Source organism: Pseudomonas sp. GL_103 (assembly GCF_057835175.1).
The window spans coordinates 3,544,442-3,564,656 of record NZ_CM174420.1 but is presented as its reverse complement, the minus strand read 5'-3'; the positions used below and the strand labels follow the sequence as shown (position 1 = coordinate 3,564,656).

General features: G+C 57.9%; 21 protein-coding genes and 1 pseudogene. 8 read left to right on the top strand and 14 right to left on the bottom strand.

Annotation, left to right across the window (positions count from 1 at the left end):
• Positions 1-865: 865 nt before the first annotated feature.
• A pseudogene (locus AC3IP0_RS16020) lies at positions 866-979 on the top strand (tetratricopeptide repeat protein); the annotation flags it as partial.
• 314 nt (positions 980-1,293) lie between these two features.
• Here AC3IP0_RS16020 and AC3IP0_RS16015 read toward each other — a convergent pair.
• Complete coding sequence (locus AC3IP0_RS16015; protein WP_489316090.1) at positions 1,294-1,512, bottom strand: GDCCVxC domain-containing (seleno)protein; 219 nt, start codon at positions 1,510-1,512, stop codon at positions 1,294-1,296.
• Positions 1,513-1,519: 7 nt separating this feature from the next.
• Positions 1,520-1,750 carry a heavy-metal-associated domain-containing protein gene (locus AC3IP0_RS16010; RefSeq protein WP_489316089.1) on the bottom strand — a complete coding sequence of 77 codons (231 nt, stop codon included), beginning with the start codon at positions 1,748-1,750 and terminating at the stop codon, positions 1,520-1,522.
• 76 nt (positions 1,751-1,826) lie between these two features.
• On the opposite strand from AC3IP0_RS16010, the gene merR reads away from it, so the two are divergent.
• The 4 genes from merR (at position 1,827) to AC3IP0_RS15990 (ending at position 3,948) form a co-directional block, all read left to right on the top strand.
• Positions 1,827-2,225 (top strand): mercury resistance transcriptional regulator MerR, encoded by a 399-nt coding sequence (merR, locus tag AC3IP0_RS16005; protein ID WP_489316088.1) that lies wholly within the window; start codon positions 1,827-1,829, stop codon positions 2,223-2,225.
• Between the two features lie 188 nt (positions 2,226-2,413).
• Positions 2,414-2,800, top strand: a complete 387-nt coding sequence (locus tag AC3IP0_RS16000; RefSeq protein ID WP_489316087.1) for a YkvA family protein — start codon at positions 2,414-2,416, stop codon at positions 2,798-2,800.
• Positions 2,801-3,314: 514 nt separating this feature from the next.
• Positions 3,315-3,473, top strand: coding sequence for a hypothetical protein (locus AC3IP0_RS15995; RefSeq protein ID WP_489325247.1), 159 nt, complete (start codon positions 3,315-3,317; stop codon positions 3,471-3,473).
• Between the two features lie 220 nt (positions 3,474-3,693).
• Complete coding sequence (locus AC3IP0_RS15990) at positions 3,694-3,948, top strand: hypothetical protein (protein ID WP_489316086.1); 255 nt, start codon at positions 3,694-3,696, stop codon at positions 3,946-3,948.
• Between the two features lie 343 nt (positions 3,949-4,291).
• Here AC3IP0_RS15990 and AC3IP0_RS15985 read toward each other — a convergent pair whose 3' ends face one another.
• Positions 4,292-5,188 carry a serine hydrolase domain-containing protein gene (locus AC3IP0_RS15985; protein ID WP_489316085.1) on the bottom strand — a complete coding sequence of 299 codons (897 nt, stop codon included), beginning with the start codon at positions 5,186-5,188 and terminating at the stop codon, positions 4,292-4,294.
• A 531-nt stretch (positions 5,189-5,719) separates the two neighbouring features.
• Between AC3IP0_RS15985 and AC3IP0_RS15980 the strand changes: the two genes are divergently transcribed.
• Positions 5,720-6,070 carry a BON domain-containing protein gene (locus tag AC3IP0_RS15980; protein WP_489316084.1) on the top strand — a complete coding sequence of 117 codons (351 nt, stop codon included), beginning with the start codon at positions 5,720-5,722 and terminating at the stop codon, positions 6,068-6,070.
• A gap of 318 nt (positions 6,071-6,388) precedes the next feature.
• On the opposite strand, the gene AC3IP0_RS15975 is transcribed toward AC3IP0_RS15980, so the two are convergent.
• From AC3IP0_RS15975 to gfa, 4 genes are all read right to left on the bottom strand, one after another.
• Positions 6,389-7,492, bottom strand: a complete 1,104-nt coding sequence (locus AC3IP0_RS15975) for a polyamine ABC transporter substrate-binding protein (protein ID WP_489316083.1) — start codon at positions 7,490-7,492, stop codon at positions 6,389-6,391.
• Positions 7,493-7,658: 166 nt separating this feature from the next.
• On the bottom strand, positions 7,659-8,552 hold the full coding sequence (gene puuE, locus AC3IP0_RS15970) for an allantoinase PuuE (protein WP_489316082.1): 894 nt from the start codon (positions 8,550-8,552) through the stop codon (positions 7,659-7,661).
• Positions 8,552-9,424 carry a GNAT family N-acetyltransferase gene (locus AC3IP0_RS15965; RefSeq protein WP_489316081.1) on the bottom strand — a complete coding sequence of 291 codons (873 nt, stop codon included), beginning with the start codon at positions 9,422-9,424 and terminating at the stop codon, positions 8,552-8,554. Before AC3IP0_RS15965 ends, puuE begins: the two co-directional genes overlap by 1 nt.
• A gap of 215 nt (positions 9,425-9,639) precedes the next feature.
• A complete protein-coding gene (gene gfa, locus AC3IP0_RS15960) occupies positions 9,640-10,218 on the bottom strand; it encodes an S-(hydroxymethyl)glutathione synthase (RefSeq protein WP_489316080.1) in 579 nt (192 codons plus the stop codon).
• 1,081 nt (positions 10,219-11,299) lie between these two features.
• On the opposite strand from gfa, the gene AC3IP0_RS15955 reads away from it, so the two are divergent.
• Positions 11,300-11,593, top strand: a complete 294-nt coding sequence (locus AC3IP0_RS15955) for a metal-sensing transcriptional repressor (RefSeq protein WP_038983794.1) — start codon at positions 11,300-11,302, stop codon at positions 11,591-11,593.
• Positions 11,594-11,671: 78 nt separating this feature from the next.
• Here AC3IP0_RS15955 and AC3IP0_RS15950 read toward each other — a convergent pair whose 3' ends face one another.
• On the bottom strand, positions 11,672-12,988 hold the full coding sequence (locus AC3IP0_RS15950; RefSeq protein ID WP_489316079.1) for an MFS transporter: 1,317 nt from the start codon (positions 12,986-12,988) through the stop codon (positions 11,672-11,674).
• Positions 12,989-13,252: 264 nt separating this feature from the next.
• Between AC3IP0_RS15950 and AC3IP0_RS15945 the strand changes: the two genes are divergently transcribed.
• Entirely contained in the window at positions 13,253-13,405 is a 153-nt protein-coding gene (locus AC3IP0_RS15945; RefSeq protein ID WP_020797664.1) for a YHYH domain-containing protein, read from the top strand.
• A 48-nt stretch (positions 13,406-13,453) separates the two neighbouring features.
• On the opposite strand, the gene AC3IP0_RS15940 is transcribed toward AC3IP0_RS15945, so the two are convergent.
• The 6 genes from AC3IP0_RS15940 to AC3IP0_RS15915 form a co-directional block, all read right to left on the bottom strand.
• Positions 13,454-13,906 (bottom strand): chromate resistance protein ChrB domain-containing protein, encoded by a 453-nt coding sequence (locus tag AC3IP0_RS15940; protein ID WP_489316078.1) that lies wholly within the window; start codon positions 13,904-13,906, stop codon positions 13,454-13,456.
• 83 nt (positions 13,907-13,989) lie between these two features.
• Positions 13,990-15,345, bottom strand: coding sequence for a chromate efflux transporter (chrA, locus tag AC3IP0_RS15935; protein ID WP_489316077.1), 1,356 nt, complete (start codon positions 15,343-15,345; stop codon positions 13,990-13,992).
• Entirely contained in the window at positions 15,338-16,282 is a 945-nt protein-coding gene (locus tag AC3IP0_RS15930) for a chromate resistance protein ChrB domain-containing protein (protein ID WP_489316076.1), read from the bottom strand. Before AC3IP0_RS15930 ends, chrA begins: the two co-directional genes overlap by 8 nt.
• 290 nt (positions 16,283-16,572) lie before the next feature.
• A complete protein-coding gene (locus AC3IP0_RS15925) occupies positions 16,573-17,430 on the bottom strand; it encodes a TauD/TfdA dioxygenase family protein (protein ID WP_489316075.1) in 858 nt (285 codons plus the stop codon).
• A 195-nt stretch (positions 17,431-17,625) separates the two neighbouring features.
• On the bottom strand, positions 17,626-18,669 hold the full coding sequence (locus tag AC3IP0_RS15920; protein WP_489316074.1) for an AraC family transcriptional regulator: 1,044 nt from the start codon (positions 18,667-18,669) through the stop codon (positions 17,626-17,628).
• Positions 18,670-19,108: 439 nt separating this feature from the next.
• Positions 19,109-20,146 carry an AraC family transcriptional regulator gene (locus tag AC3IP0_RS15915; protein ID WP_489316073.1) on the bottom strand — a complete coding sequence of 346 codons (1,038 nt, stop codon included), beginning with the start codon at positions 20,144-20,146 and terminating at the stop codon, positions 19,109-19,111.
• Between the last annotated feature and the right edge of the window lie 69 nt (positions 20,147-20,215).

The window sequence follows — 20,215 nt, the reverse complement described above, 5'->3', positions numbered from 1 at the left end:
GCTCTGCCAGTGGCGACTGACAGCTCATGTTTATGTAAGATATAACATAACATGTATGCCTGCTTCGTGGGCATTCGCATGGGGTGGCTGATTCGGTGTCATCGGCACGTCGAGGAGGGCGGCGTTTGCATGTTGCCTTCAACGTCGGCGAGGAGGGCGAAAGCGAGGCGCCCGTATCTCGTCGACGTTTTTAGCCTGCGGGGCGTCGCACTAGCGACGATAGTAGCGGCGATCGTCCTCGTAGCGGTACCGCATGGCCCGGTCCTGGTGGCGCTCCCAATCACGGCGGCGTTCGGCTTCTCGGCGGGCTTGCTCTCTGCGCCAGTTATCTCTATGCCAGTCGTCCCGGCGCCAATCGTCCCTACGAGAGTGCCAGCGGTCGTCATGCCAGTATCGGTCGTCATGGGCAAGCAACGGCCCTGGCTGCTTGCCGGCCATACTGGCCAAGGTCGGCCAAGGGTTGCCGGCAGCCTGGACCGGAACCTGAACTACCGCGACTTCAGGTGCCAAAACAGGGGTTGGGGTCTTCATCTGTGTGGCTGATGCCGAGCCCACTGCCGCGAACGCGAACAGGCCGAAGAGCACCATCCGTGGGTCATGGAATTTCATGAGCGAAGACAACCTCTGATTGATTTCTGGACGTGTGGCCATCCGGCTGCGGGGGAGCCTGCGAGTTCGCGCTTAGCGAGCGGATGTGCCTATCCACATAGACCGATAAATAGGGAAAAGTTCTAGGGGCCGCTGCTTAAATAGCTAACTGCGTCAGTGCGCGGCCCCTTTGAGGTTTGCTGGCTTGATGGCTGCTCCTGGCTGTTTTCTACCCTGCGTCAAGTGCAGCAACAGATCATGCTTAGATGTTGGGGGGGGGAAATGCCGAATCTGGTTTCCTGATCGTTCGCCGGGGCATCAGCCTGCACCCGGCAAATGCAAGAAGTTGCGATATCGGGTTCCCTCAGGGGCCTACCTGGTGCGCAGTTGAGTTTCTGAGTGTCCACTTCTGGCTAGGGGGGGCCGTCGACCGGTTGAATCCACAACCCTTTGCAGTCACTCCCCCAACGACTGCGATCGGGACAAAGCTACCTGTCGAAAACGGTATCAAATGCGGATTGACCGACCGTCACCAATTGGATCAAAGCCAATACAGGAGCGCAATGGTATACAACCAGCCGATGCTGAGGGTGATAGTCAGGTAGACCACCACGAGCACCAGAGAGTGATTCCACATGACACTGACCTCCCATAACCACGGTTTGAGGCGCGTTAGGGGCGTCTGATAAACCGAATAAACTTAGGTCAAGCCGTACCACAGCATCCGCGCTGCTCCTGAATCGGCGGGCACTTCACCGTGCCAAACGAACAGAACACACAGCAGTCACCGGGGTTCGGGCGTAGCAGGGTTTTGCAACTGCCACATTCGTAGAAGAACTGGCAGGCATCCGTGGGCATGGCTTCCTGCTTGGCGAAGCCGCAATGCGGGCAGGTCAACACGGATTCGAGGATGACGGCGCTCATGGTTGCCTCACTTGTGCACGGTGGAGGGATAACCCGCCTTCGTCGTCGCCTTGGTCAACGCCTCAGGATCGGCTGTATTGGGGGCATAGGTGACGATGGCCATTTTCTCGGCGAAATTGACCTTGACGATACTCACGCCGGACAACTGCTCCGGCGAACTCTTGACCGCGATCGGACAGACCGGACAGGTCATGTTCTGAACGTCGAGCCTGACGGTTTCCGCTGGAGCCTGAGCCATCGTTTTCTCCATTGAATCGATCTAATCTAGAGTCACTCTACACTCCGTACCCGGGTACAGAATCAAGGGGCGTGTGATGGCGACAGGGCTGAGTATCGGCAAGTTGGCGGAAGCTGCCGGGGTGAACATCGAGACTATTCGCTATTACCAGCGACGTGGCTTGCTGGATGAGCCACCAAAGCCGCTCAGCGGTTATCGATGCTATCTACCGGAGCAGGTCAAACGGCTGCGCTTCATCAAAAGGGCGCAGGCGCTGGGATTCACGCTGGATGAGGTGGGCACATTGCTGACACTTGATGCGGCCTGCACTTGTCGCGAGACTCGGGCACTGGCCGTGCACAAGCTGGCCCTGATCGAGCAAAAGATGGCCGACCTTGCCGCAATGCGGCAGGTGCTGGGCGGACTGGTGCAGGAGTGCGATGCAGGCGACGGCGGGGCAGCTTGCCCTATCATCGATGTGCTGAACAGGGAGTGATGCCTGGTTGCAGGGCGTCATGCACAGGTGTCAGGCCAGCAACCCGTGCAGTGCAATCGTAAGGCCGCTCGCCAGAGGTCAGGAATGACCGCTTGCCTGTCGGGAAGGGCTGCAATCGACCCGGAGCAGTCAATCACCTAAGGCGCTACTCTTGCAGGCACGCTCCTTCAGGTGCTGAAAATTACGACATGAAACGCATACTTGATCGTTTACGTGGCTGGGCCAGAAAGCTAAAGCGGCAAACCATGGTTCTCTGGTTTTGCTATCAGCATCCGCATACACCCTGGTTACCCAAATGGATTTCGGTTTTTGTTGTGGCGTATGCGCTGAGTCCAATCGACCTCATTCCTGATTTCATTCCTGTGCTTGGATACCTGGACGACGTGATAATTTTGCCGCTTGGCATTCTGCTCGCTATACGGCTGATGCCAGCGCAGGTGCTCGAGGACTGTCAGCTCAAAGCGAGTGAGTGGGAGAAAAACCATGTTAAGCGGCCAGTGAACAGGTTTTCTGCAGTGATCGTTGTATTAGTTTGGCTCGTTGCTGTGAGTACTTTGGGGGCTTACTTCCTCTGATTAGAAGTAGGCTCCCCCACTGAGCGGTCTTGTTTCAATGACTCCTGCTGGCCGATTTCTGTCTTCTACGATCGGCTGAAACCGACTGAAGCGGCCCTTCTCGACCAGTTAAATCCACGTCGCCTCAGGGCAAACAGTTCCTACCAAAAGCGGTCGGTGAAACAGGGTCGCTACTCTCGCCATGAATGGGGTACTACACCCCACCCAGCCAGGCGTTCACCACCAAATTTGAGGAATATTCCCCTCGCCCTTTCTCTCGCTTGAACCTCTCAGACGCAGCTTGTTAATTCATTTGAATTTTTTCTTCGCCCTTTTGAAATGGCTCATTAGTTGCACCGCCCTTGGTACCCGCAACAGCTGTCGTCCCGGACATCAAGGAGACGGCGGGGCTCGCCGGATTCGGCATGACGCGAGGGGTGAAAAATGAAACGAGCGACACCACCGAGCAGTTCCATCGCCTTGCTGCCCAAGTCAAGCCCGTGGTGCGAGTTCCACGCAAATGTGAGGATGGGTGATGGCTTCTACTAATAGATCAATTGCTCGAATCACCAAGCGGCCGATGCCCCTTTACAAGCAACTTGCTGAGTTGGGCCTGTTGTTTATCGCATTGGTGATGACGCTGGCGTTGTCCGTTGTACTGGCGATGGAGTTGACCCTTGGAGCAGTGCTATGACGAGTCCGGTAAAAGTGGATGAGAGCCCCGCTGATTGTATTGTCTTTAGACGAAGCACGCGCAGTGATCGGGGCCAGCCTGAACATCGATACTGCGCAGCTAAAAGTGTGCCGTATCTGGCCCGACAACTGACAGGTTGGTCGACAGAGGTACGCTCTGCGTGACTTTGGCCAAGCGAGTACCACTGCGTTACGAATAACGTACTGAAAGGAACCCCGCCATGCCGATGATCGACAGCGAACACCTCAAGCCAGGCCTGCGCCCGGTACAGATAGCCGAAGCAGCTTGGTATGAGGCATTGGTGGCCCGCGAAGTCGCCGCTCCCGAAGATTTACCCGCCGCCCGTGAAGCGGCCGATAGGGCACTCAAAGCGTATACCGATGCCTGCGTGGAGTTGTATGGCTATATTCAAAGCACGGTGCAAAACGCCGAAACGGAGGCCGTACAAAAAGGTAGCCCAGTATCCCGAACCTAGGGCCGAACAGAAGGTGCTGCTTCAGGGGGGAGCCTGCTGAGGACTTGTGCTTCAAAGTTCACCCCGCGCTGGGCAGCGCACGAAACGAGGGATGCGGATTGATCGAACCGGGAGGAATCTGCGATGAGTATCCAAAATCGCAAACTCACAGATTTCATCTTGAAGGCCGGCCCGTTTGAGGCTACGCATCGGTTTCAATGGGCTTGAACTTCACTACCTCCTCGCCAAACCATTCGTTGATTCGATCAAGATTGAATGACCGCTTGTGGCCGACTGTTGCCTCGCGAAAGGCAGCCTTCCAAAGCGGACACTCGAAAAAGCATCAGGCAGGCCCTAACTGGATTTAGGCGCCTTCAGCACCCTCATGTAAGGCTTGCATCAATCTTCGAACGACGCGGGCTTCGACGGCGCCTTCACTGGCGCCCGTCTCAAAACCAGCGCAACAGGCTGATGCGTTGCCATCGCAGATACGGTAAACGGCAATGACACTGCCAGGCCCGCAGCCTGTGTGTCCGCATAGGGTAAAGCCACCTTCAATCGAGCCCTGCATCAAACCAAGGCCATATCCCGGTGTAATCCATGGGCGCCCTGGAATCGGGCCGCCCAATGTTTTTGCTGTCTGCATTTCCTGGAGCAAGCCTGGGGGGAGGAGGTGTCCGGCGAGAAGTCGATCCAGGAATAGCGCTGCTTGCGAAATTGGGCCGATCAGCAAGCCGTGATATACCCAGGCGGGGTCATAATTTGATGTGTTTCCAAGGTGGGAATCTTGTAAGTCTGCTCGCGTTTTAGCGAAGCGAACGCTCGACAGACCCAAAGGCGTCAGTGCACATCGACTCACTGCCTCTTCAAGCGCCAGATCAGTTACCCGTTCAATAAGCCTGCCTATGAGAAAGTAGCCTACATTCGAGTAACGCCATCCGGTTCCGGGGCTATATCGAAGCCGAGCACCATCAAGGCGTTGCATCATTTCACCTGCCGACCAAGCTGCCTCATTGTTAGCGACGGCGGCGTGATAATCCGCAAGTTCGCCATAGTCAGCGAGGCCTGCCTCATGCCGCAATAGCTGGCGCAACGTGAAAGGTTGGTCAAGGATCGGGTCATCCAATCCGACCAGCCCATCACGCACCAACGATAGGGCGGTCGCGGCCAAGGCTGTTTTCGTAAAGCTCCACCATGGCGCCATCAGTTCCGATCGGTCAGCCGTTAGTGACTGACCATTCGATACAAGTGAACTCAGCATTGACTTCCCTGGAATTTTGAACGGATCGACAGCTCAACAAGATATCCCATTCAGCCTTATCCTGAGACTGTTGGGCCTGTTGTACTGTTTGAACGGCTGCTATTGACCGATTCTGTTGAAAAAGTCGGCCATGGTTTGCGCATCAGAAAAGTACGCGCCCGAGATTGAAATCTTTACTTTTGGCAGAGGCTTCCGGACTCGGATTTCACGTACCAGCGCGCAAAAAAGGCGTTTTCACCAGCCAATGAGCAGGCAGTTTGGGCGGACCGACTTTTTCAACAGAATCGACCGATTGTGGTCTGCTAAGTGCTCTGTAGGTGTTGCGCCTGGCACAGAGCGACCAAGGCGGACGTTCACGGGGACAGCGCTCTGACCGCAGGCAACGGCCGTACTATAATTAATTTCTGTCAATGTTTGCGTGGTGAGCGCTCCAAAACGAATCAGGTATCCATAGCGTTCACCTGAAAGGCAGAGGGCGGCACAGCAAATGGGATGGACAGTACGTCTGATTACGCGAGAGAGGGTTCAGCCATGAAAATTCACTCTTTCCAGCATTACTCTCATGGTCTGGAAATGGCCGTTCACGATGCATGGATTACCGCCAAGGTGAAGTCGGCCCTGGCATTTTCCGATCCGGCCCTTAGCCTGCATATCAATGTCAAAACCCATGCGGGCATAGTGGGGTTAAGCGGCCGCGTCAACACTCATAGACAGTGTGAACAGGCCATTGGGCTGGCCCGTTCGGTTCATGGTGTCGCCGAAGTCGATGCCAGCGACTTGCAGACCCATGTGTTCACGCCAGGGAGTTTTCCAGAAGCGCCCAACGCCGAAGAGAGCACTGAGCGCCGGCCACAATCGTCAACAAAGATGGACGACAAATGATAATGGCAACTTTGTAAGCGCCGCGCTCCCAGTCGGGAACCGAGGGTGGAGGGAAGCTGAATGCCTGTGTGCCCCAGAGTGAATCGCCCATGGTTTCGTGGACATTTCCGACTGGCTGTAATGGCCGATAGCTGCCCGTCGTGAATGGCGGTTTCCGCCCCGGCCAACCGGCCTGACGCAAGGTGTAGAGCAAGGTGGCGGCATTTAGCCCTGGCAGCGTGCCGATTGCCCTTGGTGGTATCGGCAGCCAGCAAGACATTGATGATGGCTTCTTCTACAGACTTCGGTCGCGGCCAGAAATAACTCGCTGATGTCGGCTCAGTTGCCGTTCTTGATATTGCTCCAGGAGCGCGTACGGATACGATCCACCGCATGGGACTGCGGTTGCAGGGTGAACAGCGTGGCTATCACCTGCGCAGAGGGGTAGATGTTCGGGTTGTCTTGCACCTCGGCCGAGACCAGCGCGTTCGCGTTTTTGTTGGCGTTGGCGGTGAGCGCCAGATCGGTGGCAGGCGCAATCACTTCCGGGCGCAGCATGTAGTTGATGAAGGCCAGCCCATGCTCCGGGTGGCTGCCGTCTTTCACCAGTACCAGGTTATCGGACCACAGCGGTGCACCTTCGACGGGGATACTGTATTCGATTTTCACGCCTTTTCCGGCTTCGTTGGCGGCTTGCTTGGCACCGAACACCGCGCCGGACCAGGTCAGGGCCACACAGATATCGCCATTGGCCAGGTCGCTGCCGATCTTCGACGAATTGAAATAGGTGATGTACGGGCGCAGCTTCAGCATCAGCGCTTCGGCTTTTTTGTAGTCATCGGGGTTGCTGCTGTTGGGAGGAAGACCAAGGTAGTGCAGGGCGATCGGCATGATCTCGGCGGGCGCGTCCAAAATTCCCACCCCACATTGACTGAGTTTGGCCAGGTTCTCCTCCTTGAACAGCAGGTCCCATGAGTGCACCGGTGCCTGCTCACCGAGGACGGCGCGGACCTTTTCAACGTTGTAGCCGATCCCGTCGGTGCCCCATAGGTAAGGTACGGCGTACAGGTTGTCAGGGTCGTTCGCGCGAAGCTTTTCCAAAAGCACCGGGTCGATGTGTTTCAGATTGGGCAGTTGGCTGCGGTCCAGCTTCTGCAAGGCTCCGGCCTTGATCAGGGCGGGGAGGATGAAGTTACTGGCCACCACCACGTCATAACCGCTATGGCCGGTCATCAGCTTGGCTTCCAGTACTTCGCCGCTGTCGAAGGTGTCATACACAGGCTCAATACCCGTGTCGCGCTTAAAATCCTGAAGGGTGGTCGGACCGATGTAGTCGTACCAGTTGTACACATGCACGGTGGGGGCATCAGCTGCTGCGGTGGTTATCCAGGCCGACAGACAGGTGCTGATTCCGAGGTTCAAAGACGAGCGGTAACGACACAATGTGACACTCCTGGCCTGCTTCAGGACCATGATGTTCGGGAGAGGACAGGTTAGTGATGCAGGCCGTAGCGGCCTATTACCAAGGTGGGTTACTCGAAAGGGGTAGTGATTGGAGGGTGATGTTGATACACCCGCGTGGCTCAGGCCGTTCCGAACCACTCACCACTCAGGCGGGGAATTGGGCTATCCAGTGCCTGGCAATCTCTTCGCGCCGGCAGATCCACACCGCGTCGTGGCCTTGCACGTAATCGAGAAAACGCGCCAGCGCCATTGCACGACCAGGATGGCCACTGATCCGCCCATGCAGGCCGACGCTCATCATCTTCGGGTGTTGCGCGCCTTCCAGCCACAGCAGGTCAAAAGCATCCTTGAGCAGCTGGAAGAAGTCTTCACCGCAGGCGAAACCATTGGGCAGCAGATAGCGGGCGTCGTTGTTGACCAGTGTGTAAGGGATCACCAGGTGGGCGGGCGTGCCTGGGAGCCAATAGGGCAGATCATCGTTGTAGGCGTCCGAGCTATAGAGAAACCCGCCTTCCTCACGCAACAGGCGGCGGGTGTTCTGGCTGACCCTTCCTGTGTACCAACCCACGGGGCGTTTGCCGCAGATCTGCTCGATCACGTCGAGGGTGAGGCGAATATGGCGCCGCTCCTGGTCTTCAGGCATGTCGCGATAGTCCAGCCAACGGTAGCCATGCCCGGCAATCTCATGCCCGGCAGCGCAGAGCGCATGGCCAATCGCCGGGGTGAGTTCCAGTGCCCGGCCGACGGCGAAGGCGGTCAGCGGCAGGCCCCGGGCGCTGAACAGCTCAAGAATGCGCCACACACCTGCGCGCGATCCGTATTCGTACATGCCCTCGACGCTCAAGTCCGGTTCCCCCACACGCGGCGGGCGGCCCGGTAGCTCGTGAAGCCAGGCCTCCGACTGGGCATCGCCATTGAGGATGCATGACTCCGCGCCCTCTTCGATGTTGAGTACGAACTGGACCGCGACGCGCGCCTCACCGGGCCATCGCGGGTGGGGTGGGCAGCCGCCATAACCGATGAGGTCGCGAGTGGACATCAGCCCAGCTCGAAGGTCGTGACGCCGAACACACGTTCGTGCGCGATCGCCGGAGGAGGGCCGAGGTACATGCGTGCGCAGCCGAAAACCTCGATCATGCCCTGTTGGTGCACGAGCGCCATCGCGGCGGGGTTATTCTCCGGGGCATCGAGAAACAGCGGGCCACCCTCGGCAAAATCCGCCAGGCGCGCGTAGAGGGCATTGGCTGCCAGGGCGTCATCGGCGAACAAGGGGCCGATCTTGTAGCCTTTCCGGCAGCGCCTTACCACGCCATAGCCGTTTAGCCGACCCTCGCGCCGGCAACCCACGGCGAGTGCATCGGCCTGGGCTATCCACCCGCTCAGGAAGCTTGCGCGCGCGGCGGGGAAGCAGGTGCGGTCGTAATCGACAACCTGATCGAACGGGAAGGTGGCCAACGGGACAATGTCCTGGCCGTCTACCTGCGAGGTCGTCGGGCGTTCGGTGAGATTGGCACGAAAACGCATGTTGCGATGGGAGAAGACGAAACCACCCTTGGCGTAGTAGTCCTGCATCGCGAAGACGCCGTCCATGCCGATGCTCGCGCCTGGGCGCAGGCGGGCGAGCAGTCGCTCGCGGCGTGCGTGCCAGAGGGTATTGCCCAGGCCTTGACCGCGATACTCAGGCCGGACGATGAAAAAACCCATGAAACCGAATTCGCCATTGTAGGAGGTGATGGCACCGCCGCCGATCAATTCGCCGCCCTGGTACGCTGCGATGAAGGCGGCAGGGTCCGTAGCCCAGAACAGCTCGGCATCGTGAAGGCCGGGATTCCAACCCTCACGGGCAGCCCAATCGACGAGCTCGTCCAGCTCGGGACGGGTCATGTTGCGTATGACCAGCTGATTCGACACCGCGAAGTTCTCCTCAGTCGCTAATCGAGCGTGTGGTCCATCCCCACTCTGAACCCTTTCGGTATAGCTTCAACCCGAGTATTGATCCAGGTCGTCACGTCACCTGCAGGCGCCTGGCCTGCCCGCGGCGCAGCTTTCGCGGGCAAGCGGGGGCGCACAACATCAAAGGTGAATCGCAGCCGCGGTCCGGAAAAGAAACCGCGGCGACCGATCAATCAGGCGGCGGGGAGCAGGCCTTTCTGTTTGGCGACATGAGTCGCCAGTGCGTCCATCAAGTCCGGGGACAGGCAGTCATAGGGTTCCAGGCCCATCGAGCGCAGGCGCTCGCGGATAGCCTTCATTTGCGTTGGCGGTGTGCCGGTTTCGATGATGGAGGACACGAACGCCGCGAATCCCGGCGCAGCCCATCCGCTCTGTGGCGAAAGCTCGGTGTGGACGAAGTCCAGGCCATAAAACGCATGGTCCTTGTTTTCGATGCGCCCAAAGAGATGGGCGTGACACTGCTTGCAGGCGTGGCGCTGGATGGTGGCGGATTCGTCGACAATCGCCAGTTTTTCGCCGTGGGCAATGACGCTGACCTTATCTCGAGGCACCACGGCGATGACGGCGAATGTCGCGTTTTGTGGTTTCCAGCATTTGCTGCAGCCGCACGCGTGGTTATGCAGGGTTTGTGCGTCGATCTTGACCTCGACCTTGTCGGTCGCACACAGGCATTGCAGGGTGCCACCTGTGAAATTCGCGGCGGCGGGTTGGATACCCTTGTCCAGTGCAGGGTGAAGTTGCAAGGTACTCATGCTGGCGTCTCCGTTTCAGGGTGTCAGACAAAGGTGCCTGGGGCTGTGCCCCAGACCGGTAGTTCATCGGAACTCGATGACGGCGCGGATCGATTTGCCTTCATGCATCAGATCGAACCGCGGCGGATTTCGAAAAGGACACAGTGCATAAACGAGCGACCTCCTTCGGTGCGACCGGTCGGTTACCCAGATCAAGAATAGTCTGCGATGACGCCTCGAGTGCGGCCAGGGCCAGCGCAAGGGCGAGTGTGCCGAATTCAGAACGCCGGCGTGAGCCAGGCGCGTATCCCAGTTGAACATATCAAGTGTGTTTTCACACAGCCTGGACCCATAGCGGACATGCTGAACGGCCACTACGGTGTCGGCAATCCCAGTCGATGTGCTTCGTCGCTCACATTCATCTTTGCGCCCTTGAGCGCCGGCTGATGGCCGAGCAGGCGGGTGGCAGGTTCCAGGCTGTCATCCGCAGGCACGAGTAATGCCTGCAAGCTCTCTGGATCGATAACACCCCAGTTTGATAAATCGAAACAACCGCTACCGCTGCATACGGCTTGGTAGACGATTCGTGGGGCGCTGCTCGCGCCTGTGTCGCACGTGCCTCCAATGAAATCGACGTTGCTGTACCGTAGGAGTGTCGAACGCGGACCTCGTTCTACACGCAGTATGACGTCAGCGCCTTCAGTCGATCGTAATGGCAGGGTCGTGTCGACACTCATAGTGACTGTGGCTTTACCACACTGGAAAACTTGTTCGGCCAGAACCGATTGAGAAGCCATTGTGAGCAGGAGGGAAAAGGCGGCGATCCGTAGCATGCTGGTAGCTCAGAAATATACAAAAAACGGATGCTAGCAAACCTGTCTGTGTACCAGATGGAGTCCACACACGCCCAAGGGTTTTCAGGTCTGCTACTGGCCGATTGCTGCCTGTCGTGAGGGGGCACAGTAGACCCATAGCTGCCTGTCGCAGTAGCCAGAAATTGATCGCCCAGATTAATACCCATGTGCAGACGGATACTGGATTGCTTGCATCCTCCATGGGGGGATAAGATTCGCGTTATTCATGAATCGCGAAGACTCAAATTATGAGTGAGCACGAACACAGCCATCCCCACACCCACCAAAGTCACGAAGCGATCATCAAGCGTCTCAAACGGGCGGACGGCCATTTACGCGGCATCATCACCATGATCGAAGAGGGGCGTCAGTGCGTGGACATCGCCCAGCAGCTGCATGCTGTTGAAAAAGCGGTGTGCCAAGCCAAGCGCACGCTCATTCAGGATCACATCGATCACTGCCTGGAGGACACCGTCTCGGCGTTGAACAATGGTGAGCGCGCACCACTGGAAGCCTTCAAGCAGATCACCAAGTACCTCTAGGTCTGCCATGCCCGCGCTACAAGCGCTACGGTTTCTGGTCTGAAGACTGACCAACCAGCCTTGGCAAATCTTAGGGACTTACGGTCGTCTATCTGGCCATCGGCGATGCTGATCATCGATCACGTACGGGTGTTCGTGATCCACACCATCCTGCCCGTCGAGGTGAGTGTGATCGACCGGCAGGTTCTCATGGGTGTGTTTGATCGACTCTTGGTCATGCGCAGGACGCCAGATCACGATACTGACCACCAGTGCGCAACCTGCCACGACAGCGAGCCCAACAAACGACGCCGTGAGGCTGATGTTGGCACCCAGCCATCCCGCCAGCGGGTAGGTAATCAACCAGCAGGCATGGGACAGTGCAAATTGGGCGGCAAACAGTGCCGGGCGATCTTCGGCATGTGCCGAGCGACGCAACAGCCGACCGCTCGGGGTCTGGGCCAGGGAATAGCCCACGCCGAGTACCATCCACAGAGGCAACAGGAAGTTGTAGGTGGTCAGGTTGATGCCAATTGCCAAGCCTGCGACCAGGATTCCTCCGCCAGACAGCATGGCTGTCCGGTCTTTGATGTCTTTCAACAGCCGAGGCAAGACCAAAGCCGCGATCATCGAGCCGCCTCCAAACGCGGCCAGCGCCAATGCCGTAGAACTTTGCGGTAGAGCGAAGCGCGACTGTACCAGCACGACTGTGTTGACGATAACCATGGCGCTGGCGGCCGCAACCGTCAGATTCAGAGCCAGCAGCCCTCGCAGCCGGGGCGTTGCCAGGAATATGCACATGCCACGGGTGGTTCGTTCGTAGATGCTGCGTCGTGGTGTTTTCTTCGCCTTTGGCAGTAGCACTGTGCCGACCAAGGCCGCTGAGGCAAGGAAACCAATGACAGTGCCTGCGAACAGGTTGTGGAAGCTGATCACCGTCAGCAACGCGGCGGCGAGCATTGGGCTGGCGACACTTTCAAGATCGTAGGCCAGACGCGATAGCGATAAGGCGCGGGTGTAGTCGTCTTCATCCGGCAGGATGTCAGGGATGGTCGCCTGGAACGTCGGGGTGAACGCCGCCGAGGCCGACTGAAGGACGAAAATCAGCACATGGATTTGCCAGACCTCCGTCACGAACGGCAGAGCCAACGCGACCAAGGCTCTTACTAAATCCAGCGAGACCAACATTGTTCGCCGGGGTAGACGTTCTGCAAAAGCCGCTGCAATCGGCGCAACGCCGATGTAGGCCGTCATTTTGATCGCCAACGCTGTACCGAGGACAGCGCCCGCTTGGGCGCCTGCAAGATCGAATGCCAGTAGGCCTAGCGCGACAGTGGCAAGACCAGTCCCTACAAGTGCAATCACCTGGGCCAGGAAGAGGTGACGGTAGGTTCGGTTGGCCAGGATTTTCAGCATGAGAAATCTCACATGAAGAGGCGAACGCCCATCTGGTTGTCGAGCTTTACTCGAAAAAGAGAGCGACGAGTTTCTCGTTTATAGATGTTTTGTATCCCCCCTAGGGGGATATAAAGCCATCCTAAACCAGAGGCAGGGACAGCTCAAGAAACAGGCGCTCAGCCGTTCATCGAATGTCAGGGAGAGAGTAAGGAAGTCACTTGTCCAGTGAAGGCAATTAGCCATACGCTGCGAAGCGTGAGAGGTCTCACGGATGTAAAAAACATGAGCATGGAGCAAGCCCTGATGAAACTGTCTGCCATTTTGATCGCCGCTTTACTTTCGATTACGTCCGTTGCTGCCTTCGCGCACAGCGGCGGTACTGATTCAAAAGGTTGCCATCGCAACCATAAAACGAACGACTACCACTGCCACTAAACGGCAAAAGCCCAGCTTGAGGCTGGGCTTTGATGCAAGCTGGCTTTCTCACATTTGTGGAGGCCAGTTATGCGATTCACCTTGGCATTCCTTGCACCATGCATAGAGTGCGTCGTACAGGATCAGTCCATGCGCAAGCATTTCATGATCATCGGAGTATCGCTGCGACAGTCCCAGTGAGATGGCGTACAACCCAGCCGATTGCGGAGTCAGATCCAGGCGGGAGGTATCAGCTCCACGGACGATCCTGGCCAACTGCTGCAAAGCGGGCTCACTGAGCTGGTACTTTTTCAGAAAAGCGTCGAAGCTGCACAGCTCGCCCTCATGAGTCAGTTCTACGCCGGGAATGTCGTAGGGCGCAGCGTCTTTCTCCGCCGCTAAACGCAGCACGTCACCACTGGGCACGTATAAAAACTCGGGCTGCGGATCGATAAAGCGAGCGATCAGCCAGGGACAGGCGATGCGGTCAATCTTGGGCCGTTCACGGGTAATCCACCTCATGGAACACCTCCTGCCTAGCTCGGTAGGCTGGGTGATCTGGCGAGCCCGGTGCCCGCCAAAGACTGTTAATCCACTCGTACGGTCTAGCGCAGCAGATGTACTGCCAAACCGACGAGCGCGCAGGCCATCAGGACCTGGATGACGCCTCGCTTGAAGCGGAACAAGGCAATCGCCGCTGCAATGGCGATCAGTGCAGAGGGCCAGTCGAGGCTGCCGCTGAAGCCTTTCGGCCAAAGTACGTGATAGCCGAAGAAACACGCCAGGTTAAGGATCACACCGACGACGGCCGCCGTAATGGCGGTGAGCGGTGCGGTGAATTTGAGTTCGTTGTGGGTCGACTCTACCAGCGGGCCACCCGCAAGGATGAACAGGAACGAGGGCAGGAAGGTGAACCAGGTCACCAGGGCGGCGGCCACAGCTCCCGCCAGAAATACTTGATCGGCGCCGAATACTTGCAAGACATAGGCTCCGACAAAACCGACGAAAGCCACGACCATGATCAGTGGCCCCGGTGTGGTTTCTCCTAGAGCCAGGCCGTCGATCATCTGCGTCGGCGTTAGCCAGCCATAGTGACCGACCGCGCCTTGGTAGACATATGGAAGTACAGCGTAGGCCCCACCAAAGGTCAGCAACGCGGCCTTGGTAAAGAACCAACTCATCTGTGTCAAGGTGCCTTCCCAGCCAAAGAGGGCGGTCAAAATCCCCATTGGCAACGCCCACAGTGCGGCGCCGATCAGTGCGAGCGGCACCAGTTTTAACCAACTGAATCGGGCATGCTCAGGGGATGGCGTGTCGTCATCGATCAACGCCGGGCCATAAGACTTTTTGGCGGCGCTATGGCCGCCAGCTCTGAACTTCTCGGGCGCCAGGCGTCCACCGACATAGCCGATCAAAGCTGCACCCAACACGATCAGCGGGAATGGGACATTGAACGCGAAGATTGCGGTAAATGACGCCGCCGCTATTGCCCACAGCCAATTATTCTTCAACGCCCGAGAGCCGATTCGATGGGCCGCCTGCACCACGATAGCTGTCACGGCGGGCTTGATCCCATAGAAGAGTCCGGCCACAACGGGCACTTCGCCGAAGGCGATGTACATCCACGACAGAGCAATCAGGATAAACAGTGAGGGCAGTACAAACAAAGCACCGGCAATAACTCCGCCCCAGGTTCGATGCATCAGCCAACCGATGTAAGTCGCCAATTGTTGAGCCTCTGGCCCAGGCAGCAACATGCAGTAATTGAGGGCATGCAGAAAGCGTCGTTCGGAGATCCAGCGCCGACGCTCCACCAGTTCCTGGTGCATGATCGAGATCTGTCCGGCTGGCCCGCCGAAGCTGATGAAACCCAGCTTCAACCAGAACCAGAAAGCCTCACGCAAACTGATCGGCTTTGGCCTCGACAATTCCTCTACAACCGGTGCGAAAACCTTATTCATTGGGTTGTTCCTCTTTTACAAACCCGGCGAGCAGGCCGTCGAAGATGGCACTCGCGGCAGCCAGCAGATGGTCGTCGTGGGGAATGGTTTCGCGCAGACCAGCCAGTACACGTTCGATGCCAGCAGCCTCCACCGGCTGAATGCCCCCGATATCGAGGTAGTGCACCAATGCGGCAATCCGGTTCAGGCCTGGCTCCTGAAGTTCAAAACTGGCTTGCAGGGTTTCGAAGGTCACGCGGTTGCCGACATGACTGAAGGTCGCATCATCGAAGTCAAAACCCAGTGCATCTACCGGGCAGTCCTGTGGCGTGTTCAGCCAGAGGATCTGAGCATGGGGGTCAATGAAGCGGCGAATTAACCAGGCACACGCCAGCCGGTCGACCCAGGGACGCTTACGTGTTGCCCAGATACGGCCCTGATAGTCGCCAGGATTGAGTGCCGCTATTGGTTGGTTACTGCTGTGTGGCTCATCCGGTGACAGGGCTCTACTGACCGCCGTCTCTAGCTCCTGCAACGCCGAATCGATCTGCTGCTTCGGCTTGCCTGGGAAGTAATCGATGCTTACCAGTTGATCGTAGGCTTTGCGCAGCTTACGAATTTGTTTGGTCGTCGCCAGCGCATTTTCAGCATTCAGCTGTCCACGGCATTCTTCGATCTCCGCACGAAGCTTGCCGTAGTCATCGCTACGGTCGAACCACTCGACAAAGCGCTCACCATCAGGATCGACGACGGGCAGGACGAACGCGGTGCCATTGATGGCAAGGATGTCACGCTCTACAGACGCCAGCACTTCACGACAGAAACCGGTGTCAGGCAACAGGTAGGCGCCATCGCGCAAGACCGCAGCACCTGAAGCTTTCAAGGCACGCCAAGCTCGCATGCGTTCGGTGGCATTCGCGGTGGGTAGGCCTAGAATCAAAGTCAGCCATTTTTTCATGTAGAGATCGCAACTTATTATGTAATAGGTATTACATTATCTCTGTTTTGCATGTTTGGAAAGCTGTCCTTGAGAACCGAGGATTTTGGCAAGCATGGATGGCGACGCTGGGATAGGCGCAAACAGCGCCCATACGCGCGCGATGGTGACAGTGCCAAAAGGCAAATCAATGCGCTCTAGGTATTGGGGTTACAGGCAGCTTTTGGCCGATTGATGCCTGTCGGAAAGGGCTGCAATCAACCCAAAGGAGACGCTCAGCAGCATCCCCGGGCCCTGGGCCGTTTTACTGGTCAGTAGGGTTTATCGCCGATAATGGCCGCGCGTTCCATCTTGCGATGGCAGGGTGGATAGTCCATCACTGCATAGTGCTGGGTGCAGCGGTTGTCCCATATCGCCACGCTGTTTTTCTTCCAGCGCCAACGGACCTGGTACTCGGGGTTGTAGGCCTGGCTAATCAGGTACTTCAGCAGGTCGACGCCTTTTTGGTTGTAGTCCTGGCCGACACGGACACGTCCCTGGCTGTGGTAGTTCACGAAATGCGTAGCGTAGGCATTGACGAACAGCACCTTCTCGCCCGTTTCGGGATGGGTACGCACCACCGGATGCTCGGCATCCGGGTATTGCGCCTTCATCGCCAGGCGCTTCTCCTTTGGCATGGCGGCGGCAAAGGAGGAATTGAAGCTGTGGTTGGCGATCAGGCTGTCGATATCCTGCTTCACATCTATGGGCAGGTTGTCATATGCCAGCACCATGTTGGCCCACATGGTGTCGCCACCGGTCGGGGGGCATTCGATGCAACGCAGTACAGCGCCCATCGGAGGCGATTCACGCCAGGTGGCATCGCAGTGCCACGCATTCTCGTAGCGATCCGCCGGATTCTCCGGGGTCTTGTAGATTTGCACGAGACCGGGAGCTTGCGGATGGCTGGGGAGCATCGGATGGGTTTCAAGCTGGCCGAGGCGCATGGCAAATGCTTCGTGATCGCGGCGCGAGAGCTTGTCCAGATCCTGGTCGCGCAGGAACAGCACCTTGTATTTCAATAGTGCCGCGTAAATTTCATTGAACAAGCCATCATCGCGAACTGCGTCACCCAGGTTCACGTTGTGCAGTTCCGCGCCGATGGCACAGGTCAGTTGTTCGACTCGCATGGCGTCTCCGTTTCGATGCTTTATCGCCGGACCGTGGGCGGGGCAGGTGAAATCGTGCCTTGATACACGGTGGCGTTTTTTATTGTTGATCCAGTCTTTGCGGGTTCGGTAAGTGGGGGTACGCGTGCCCGGCATACGCTCTTGCCCGATCAGCAGAGCGATTGCGGTCCCATGGTAGATTGCTCGATAGCGACGTCATGGGCATTGCGGGACAAACTCTTCGCGTATTGGGACAGCGGACTGTTTCTGCGCGCTGCGCCACACCGCCGGCGGCATGCCGAACTGGTTGATGAACCAGCGGGTAAAGGAGCTCGCCATGGAGAAGCCGAACATGTCGGCAATGTGGCTCAGCGAGTGATTCGGGTTTTCCAGATAACGCAGTACCAAGGCACGGCGCACATCGTTGATCAGGTCGCTGAAGGCACAGCCGTGGTCCTTGAGGCGACGTTGCAGGGTGCGCACGTTCATGCCCTGGGACTGGGCGATCTGCTCTATGGTGGCGCGGCCCATGGGCAACAGCAGGTAGATGGCCTTGCGCACTTCGAACAGCGTCGAGGTGCTCTTGGGGCTTTGCAGCGAGTCAAGGTAGCTCCGGGCATGACGGGCCATGGTCGGGTCGGCATTGAGGTTGATCATGTCGAGGCTGGCGACAGGGCAAACGATGCCATTGAACTCGCTGCCGAATTCCAGGTTGCAGCCGAAGACGCGTCGATGCAGGTACAGGTTGTCCGGCGGCTGGTGCATGAAGTTGACGCTGTAAGGGCGCCAGTGCGAGCCGAGCAGGGCCGAGCACAGACCGAACGTCACGCCGATGGCCAGCTCCGTGGCCTGGCGACTGGGCATCGGCGACTCGGTGACCATCTCTTCACGAATGATCACCATCTTGCCGCACTCTTCAACGAAGATGGCCAGCGAGTCGTTCATCAGATGACGGTAGCGCACCATCACCTGCAGCGCTTCGCGCAGGGTGCGTTGATGGCTGAGCAGCAGGCTGACCACGCCGAAGTCCGAAAACTGGCGCGACTCGGCCATGCTCAGGCCGAAGGTCTGGCAACCGCTGGCGATGGCCGAATCTTCCAGCAGACGCACGGCGGCATCGATGGGAATGCGGGATTCGGGGTCTTGCAGCTGAGCCTTGTTCAGGCCTGCGACTGCCATGACGTCGAGCGGGTCGAATCCCAGGTCCTGGGTAGCTTCCAGGTATTTGGTCAAAACGGCAGCGCGAACAAGCGTGGGCATCTGTAGGACTTCCCTCGGCTGATGGTGACGTTTCATTGAAAATGTGTTGCGCGATCAGGCGCTGGTCTGATGACGTCTGCGCTGCTTCCGGGGCGATCCCGGTGGAGGACTGCAAGTAGCGCGATCAGATCCAGGATCGTATTTTTTGCATCACCATCGAATTGGTTGCTGGACCCGAATTCACGAACCGCTGGAGCCATCAAGGACCCAGGATCCTGGGCGGTCTACGTGTATCCGGCAGGTGTTGTGGCCCCCATCAACGGAGCAGGGGCCACTGACCCATAGTAGGTTGCACGAGAGTCATGCTATGAGCATTACGGGACATAATTTTCGCGTATTGGGACGCTGCGCAGGGATGGCGGGGTCAGATACGTCGGGTGTGCGACGCTCAGGCAATGTGGCTGGCCAGCAGGCTTGAGTCGCCCATGAATCTGTTTTTTTACTCAGGCGACAGGGGGCCGGATGCCGTCTTGCTCGCTCGGTAGGAGACGGCCCAAGCCGAGGGTGTCTTGCCAAAACGGCTGCGGAACCAGCGTGAAAAGTCACCGGCAGAGGAAAAGCCCAGGAGTTCGGCGACCTCATACAATCGGCGCTTGCTGTTGGCCAGATACTCTTCGGCGAGTTCGGCGCGTACAGCGTTGATGATCGTCGTGACACTCTCTCCCTCGGCCGCCAGGTGTCGGTTGAGGGTGCGTCGGTGCATCCCGAGATGCTGGGCCACGCCATCGACAGAGCACAGTCCGCTTGGCAGCAGCATCTTGACGATCTGGCGTACCCGCTGCGCCGGTTCGTCGCGCAGGTTGGCCAGCTGCATGTCCAGCGATCGCTTCACCTCGCGATGCAACGCGGGGTCGGCCGTGGGAATAGGTATGTCCAGATCGCGCCGACGGCAAACGATGGCATTGAATTCCTGGGAAAACTCGATATTGGTACCCAACACGCGCTGGTGCACTTCGAGGCTGGAAGGTCGGTCGTGAGTGAAACTGACCCTTACCGGCCGGAAGGCATGTCCGCTCAGGATGCTCAACGTGCGAAGCATTATACCGGTTGCCTGTTCAATCGCCTGGCGCCAGACGCCACGATGGCCCTGCATGTTCACACCCACATGCAGCAGGGTCAGGTCGCCTGCATCCTCGAGCCACAATTGCACGCCGGCGTTATGCAAGCGCGTATAGCGAAAGCACGATTGCAACGCTGCGCGAAGTGTTGGCTCTTCGCGGATGAGCAGCGCGAGCATGCCAAAGTTGGAAAGGTGCCTGGTTTCCGCGAGCAGCAGTCCGAAGGCCTCCTGGCCGGACAGGCGGGCTGACTCCTCCAGCAGCCAGCCTACCGAATCGCTGCTGATCATGATGTTCGGATCATCGAGGACACTGGCCGGTAGCCTGGTCATGCGCAACATGCGAAATGGATCGAGCCCCACTGAACGGGCAACCAGCTCAAAGTCGGTAAGGCTGGCGCTTCGCGTCAAGGTATACATGCTTGGCCTCGTGTCCCAGTTTCACCAGATTGTGTCCCGGGAAGCTTAGTGCAGGACACCTGCCCAGGG

Coding starts and splice junctions, on each gene's coding strand:
- AC3IP0_RS16015 (WP_489316090.1), bottom strand. CDS start 1,512: ATGAGCGCCGTCATCCTCGAATCCGTGTTGACCTGCCCGCATTGCGGC.
- AC3IP0_RS16010 (WP_489316089.1), bottom strand. CDS start 1,750: ATGGCTCAGGCTCCAGCGGAAACCGTCAGGCTCGACGTTCAGAACATG.
- merR (WP_489316088.1), top strand. CDS start 1,827: ATGGCGACAGGGCTGAGTATCGGCAAGTTGGCGGAAGCTGCCGGGGTG.
- AC3IP0_RS16000 (WP_489316087.1), top strand. CDS start 2,414: ATGAAACGCATACTTGATCGTTTACGTGGCTGGGCCAGAAAGCTAAAG.
- AC3IP0_RS15995 (WP_489325247.1), top strand. CDS start 3,315: ATGGCTTCTACTAATAGATCAATTGCTCGAATCACCAAGCGGCCGATG.
- AC3IP0_RS15990 (WP_489316086.1), top strand. CDS start 3,694: ATGCCGATGATCGACAGCGAACACCTCAAGCCAGGCCTGCGCCCGGTA.
- AC3IP0_RS15985 (WP_489316085.1), bottom strand. CDS start 5,188: ATGCTGAGTTCACTTGTATCGAATGGTCAGTCACTAACGGCTGACCGA.
- AC3IP0_RS15980 (WP_489316084.1), top strand. CDS start 5,720: ATGAAAATTCACTCTTTCCAGCATTACTCTCATGGTCTGGAAATGGCC.
- puuE (WP_489316082.1), bottom strand. CDS start 8,552: ATGTCCACTCGCGACCTCATCGGTTATGGCGGCTGCCCACCCCACCCG.
- gfa (WP_489316080.1), bottom strand. CDS start 10,218: ATGAGTACCTTGCAACTTCACCCTGCACTGGACAAGGGTATCCAACCC.
- AC3IP0_RS15955 (WP_038983794.1), top strand. CDS start 11,300: ATGAGTGAGCACGAACACAGCCATCCCCACACCCACCAAAGTCACGAA.
- AC3IP0_RS15950 (WP_489316079.1), bottom strand. CDS start 12,988: ATGCTGAAAATCCTGGCCAACCGAACCTACCGTCACCTCTTCCTGGCC.
- AC3IP0_RS15945 (WP_020797664.1), top strand. CDS start 13,253: ATGAGCATGGAGCAAGCCCTGATGAAACTGTCTGCCATTTTGATCGCC.
- AC3IP0_RS15940 (WP_489316078.1), bottom strand. CDS start 13,906: ATGAGGTGGATTACCCGTGAACGGCCCAAGATTGACCGCATCGCCTGT.
- chrA (WP_489316077.1), bottom strand. CDS start 15,345: ATGAATAAGGTTTTCGCACCGGTTGTAGAGGAATTGTCGAGGCCAAAG.
- AC3IP0_RS15930 (WP_489316076.1), bottom strand. CDS start 16,282: ATGAAAAAATGGCTGACTTTGATTCTAGGCCTACCCACCGCGAATGCC.
- AC3IP0_RS15925 (WP_489316075.1), bottom strand. CDS start 17,430: ATGCGAGTCGAACAACTGACCTGTGCCATCGGCGCGGAACTGCACAAC.
- AC3IP0_RS15920 (WP_489316074.1), bottom strand. CDS start 18,669: ATGCCCACGCTTGTTCGCGCTGCCGTTTTGACCAAATACCTGGAAGCT.
- AC3IP0_RS15915 (WP_489316073.1), bottom strand. CDS start 20,146: ATGTATACCTTGACGCGAAGCGCCAGCCTTACCGACTTTGAGCTGGTT.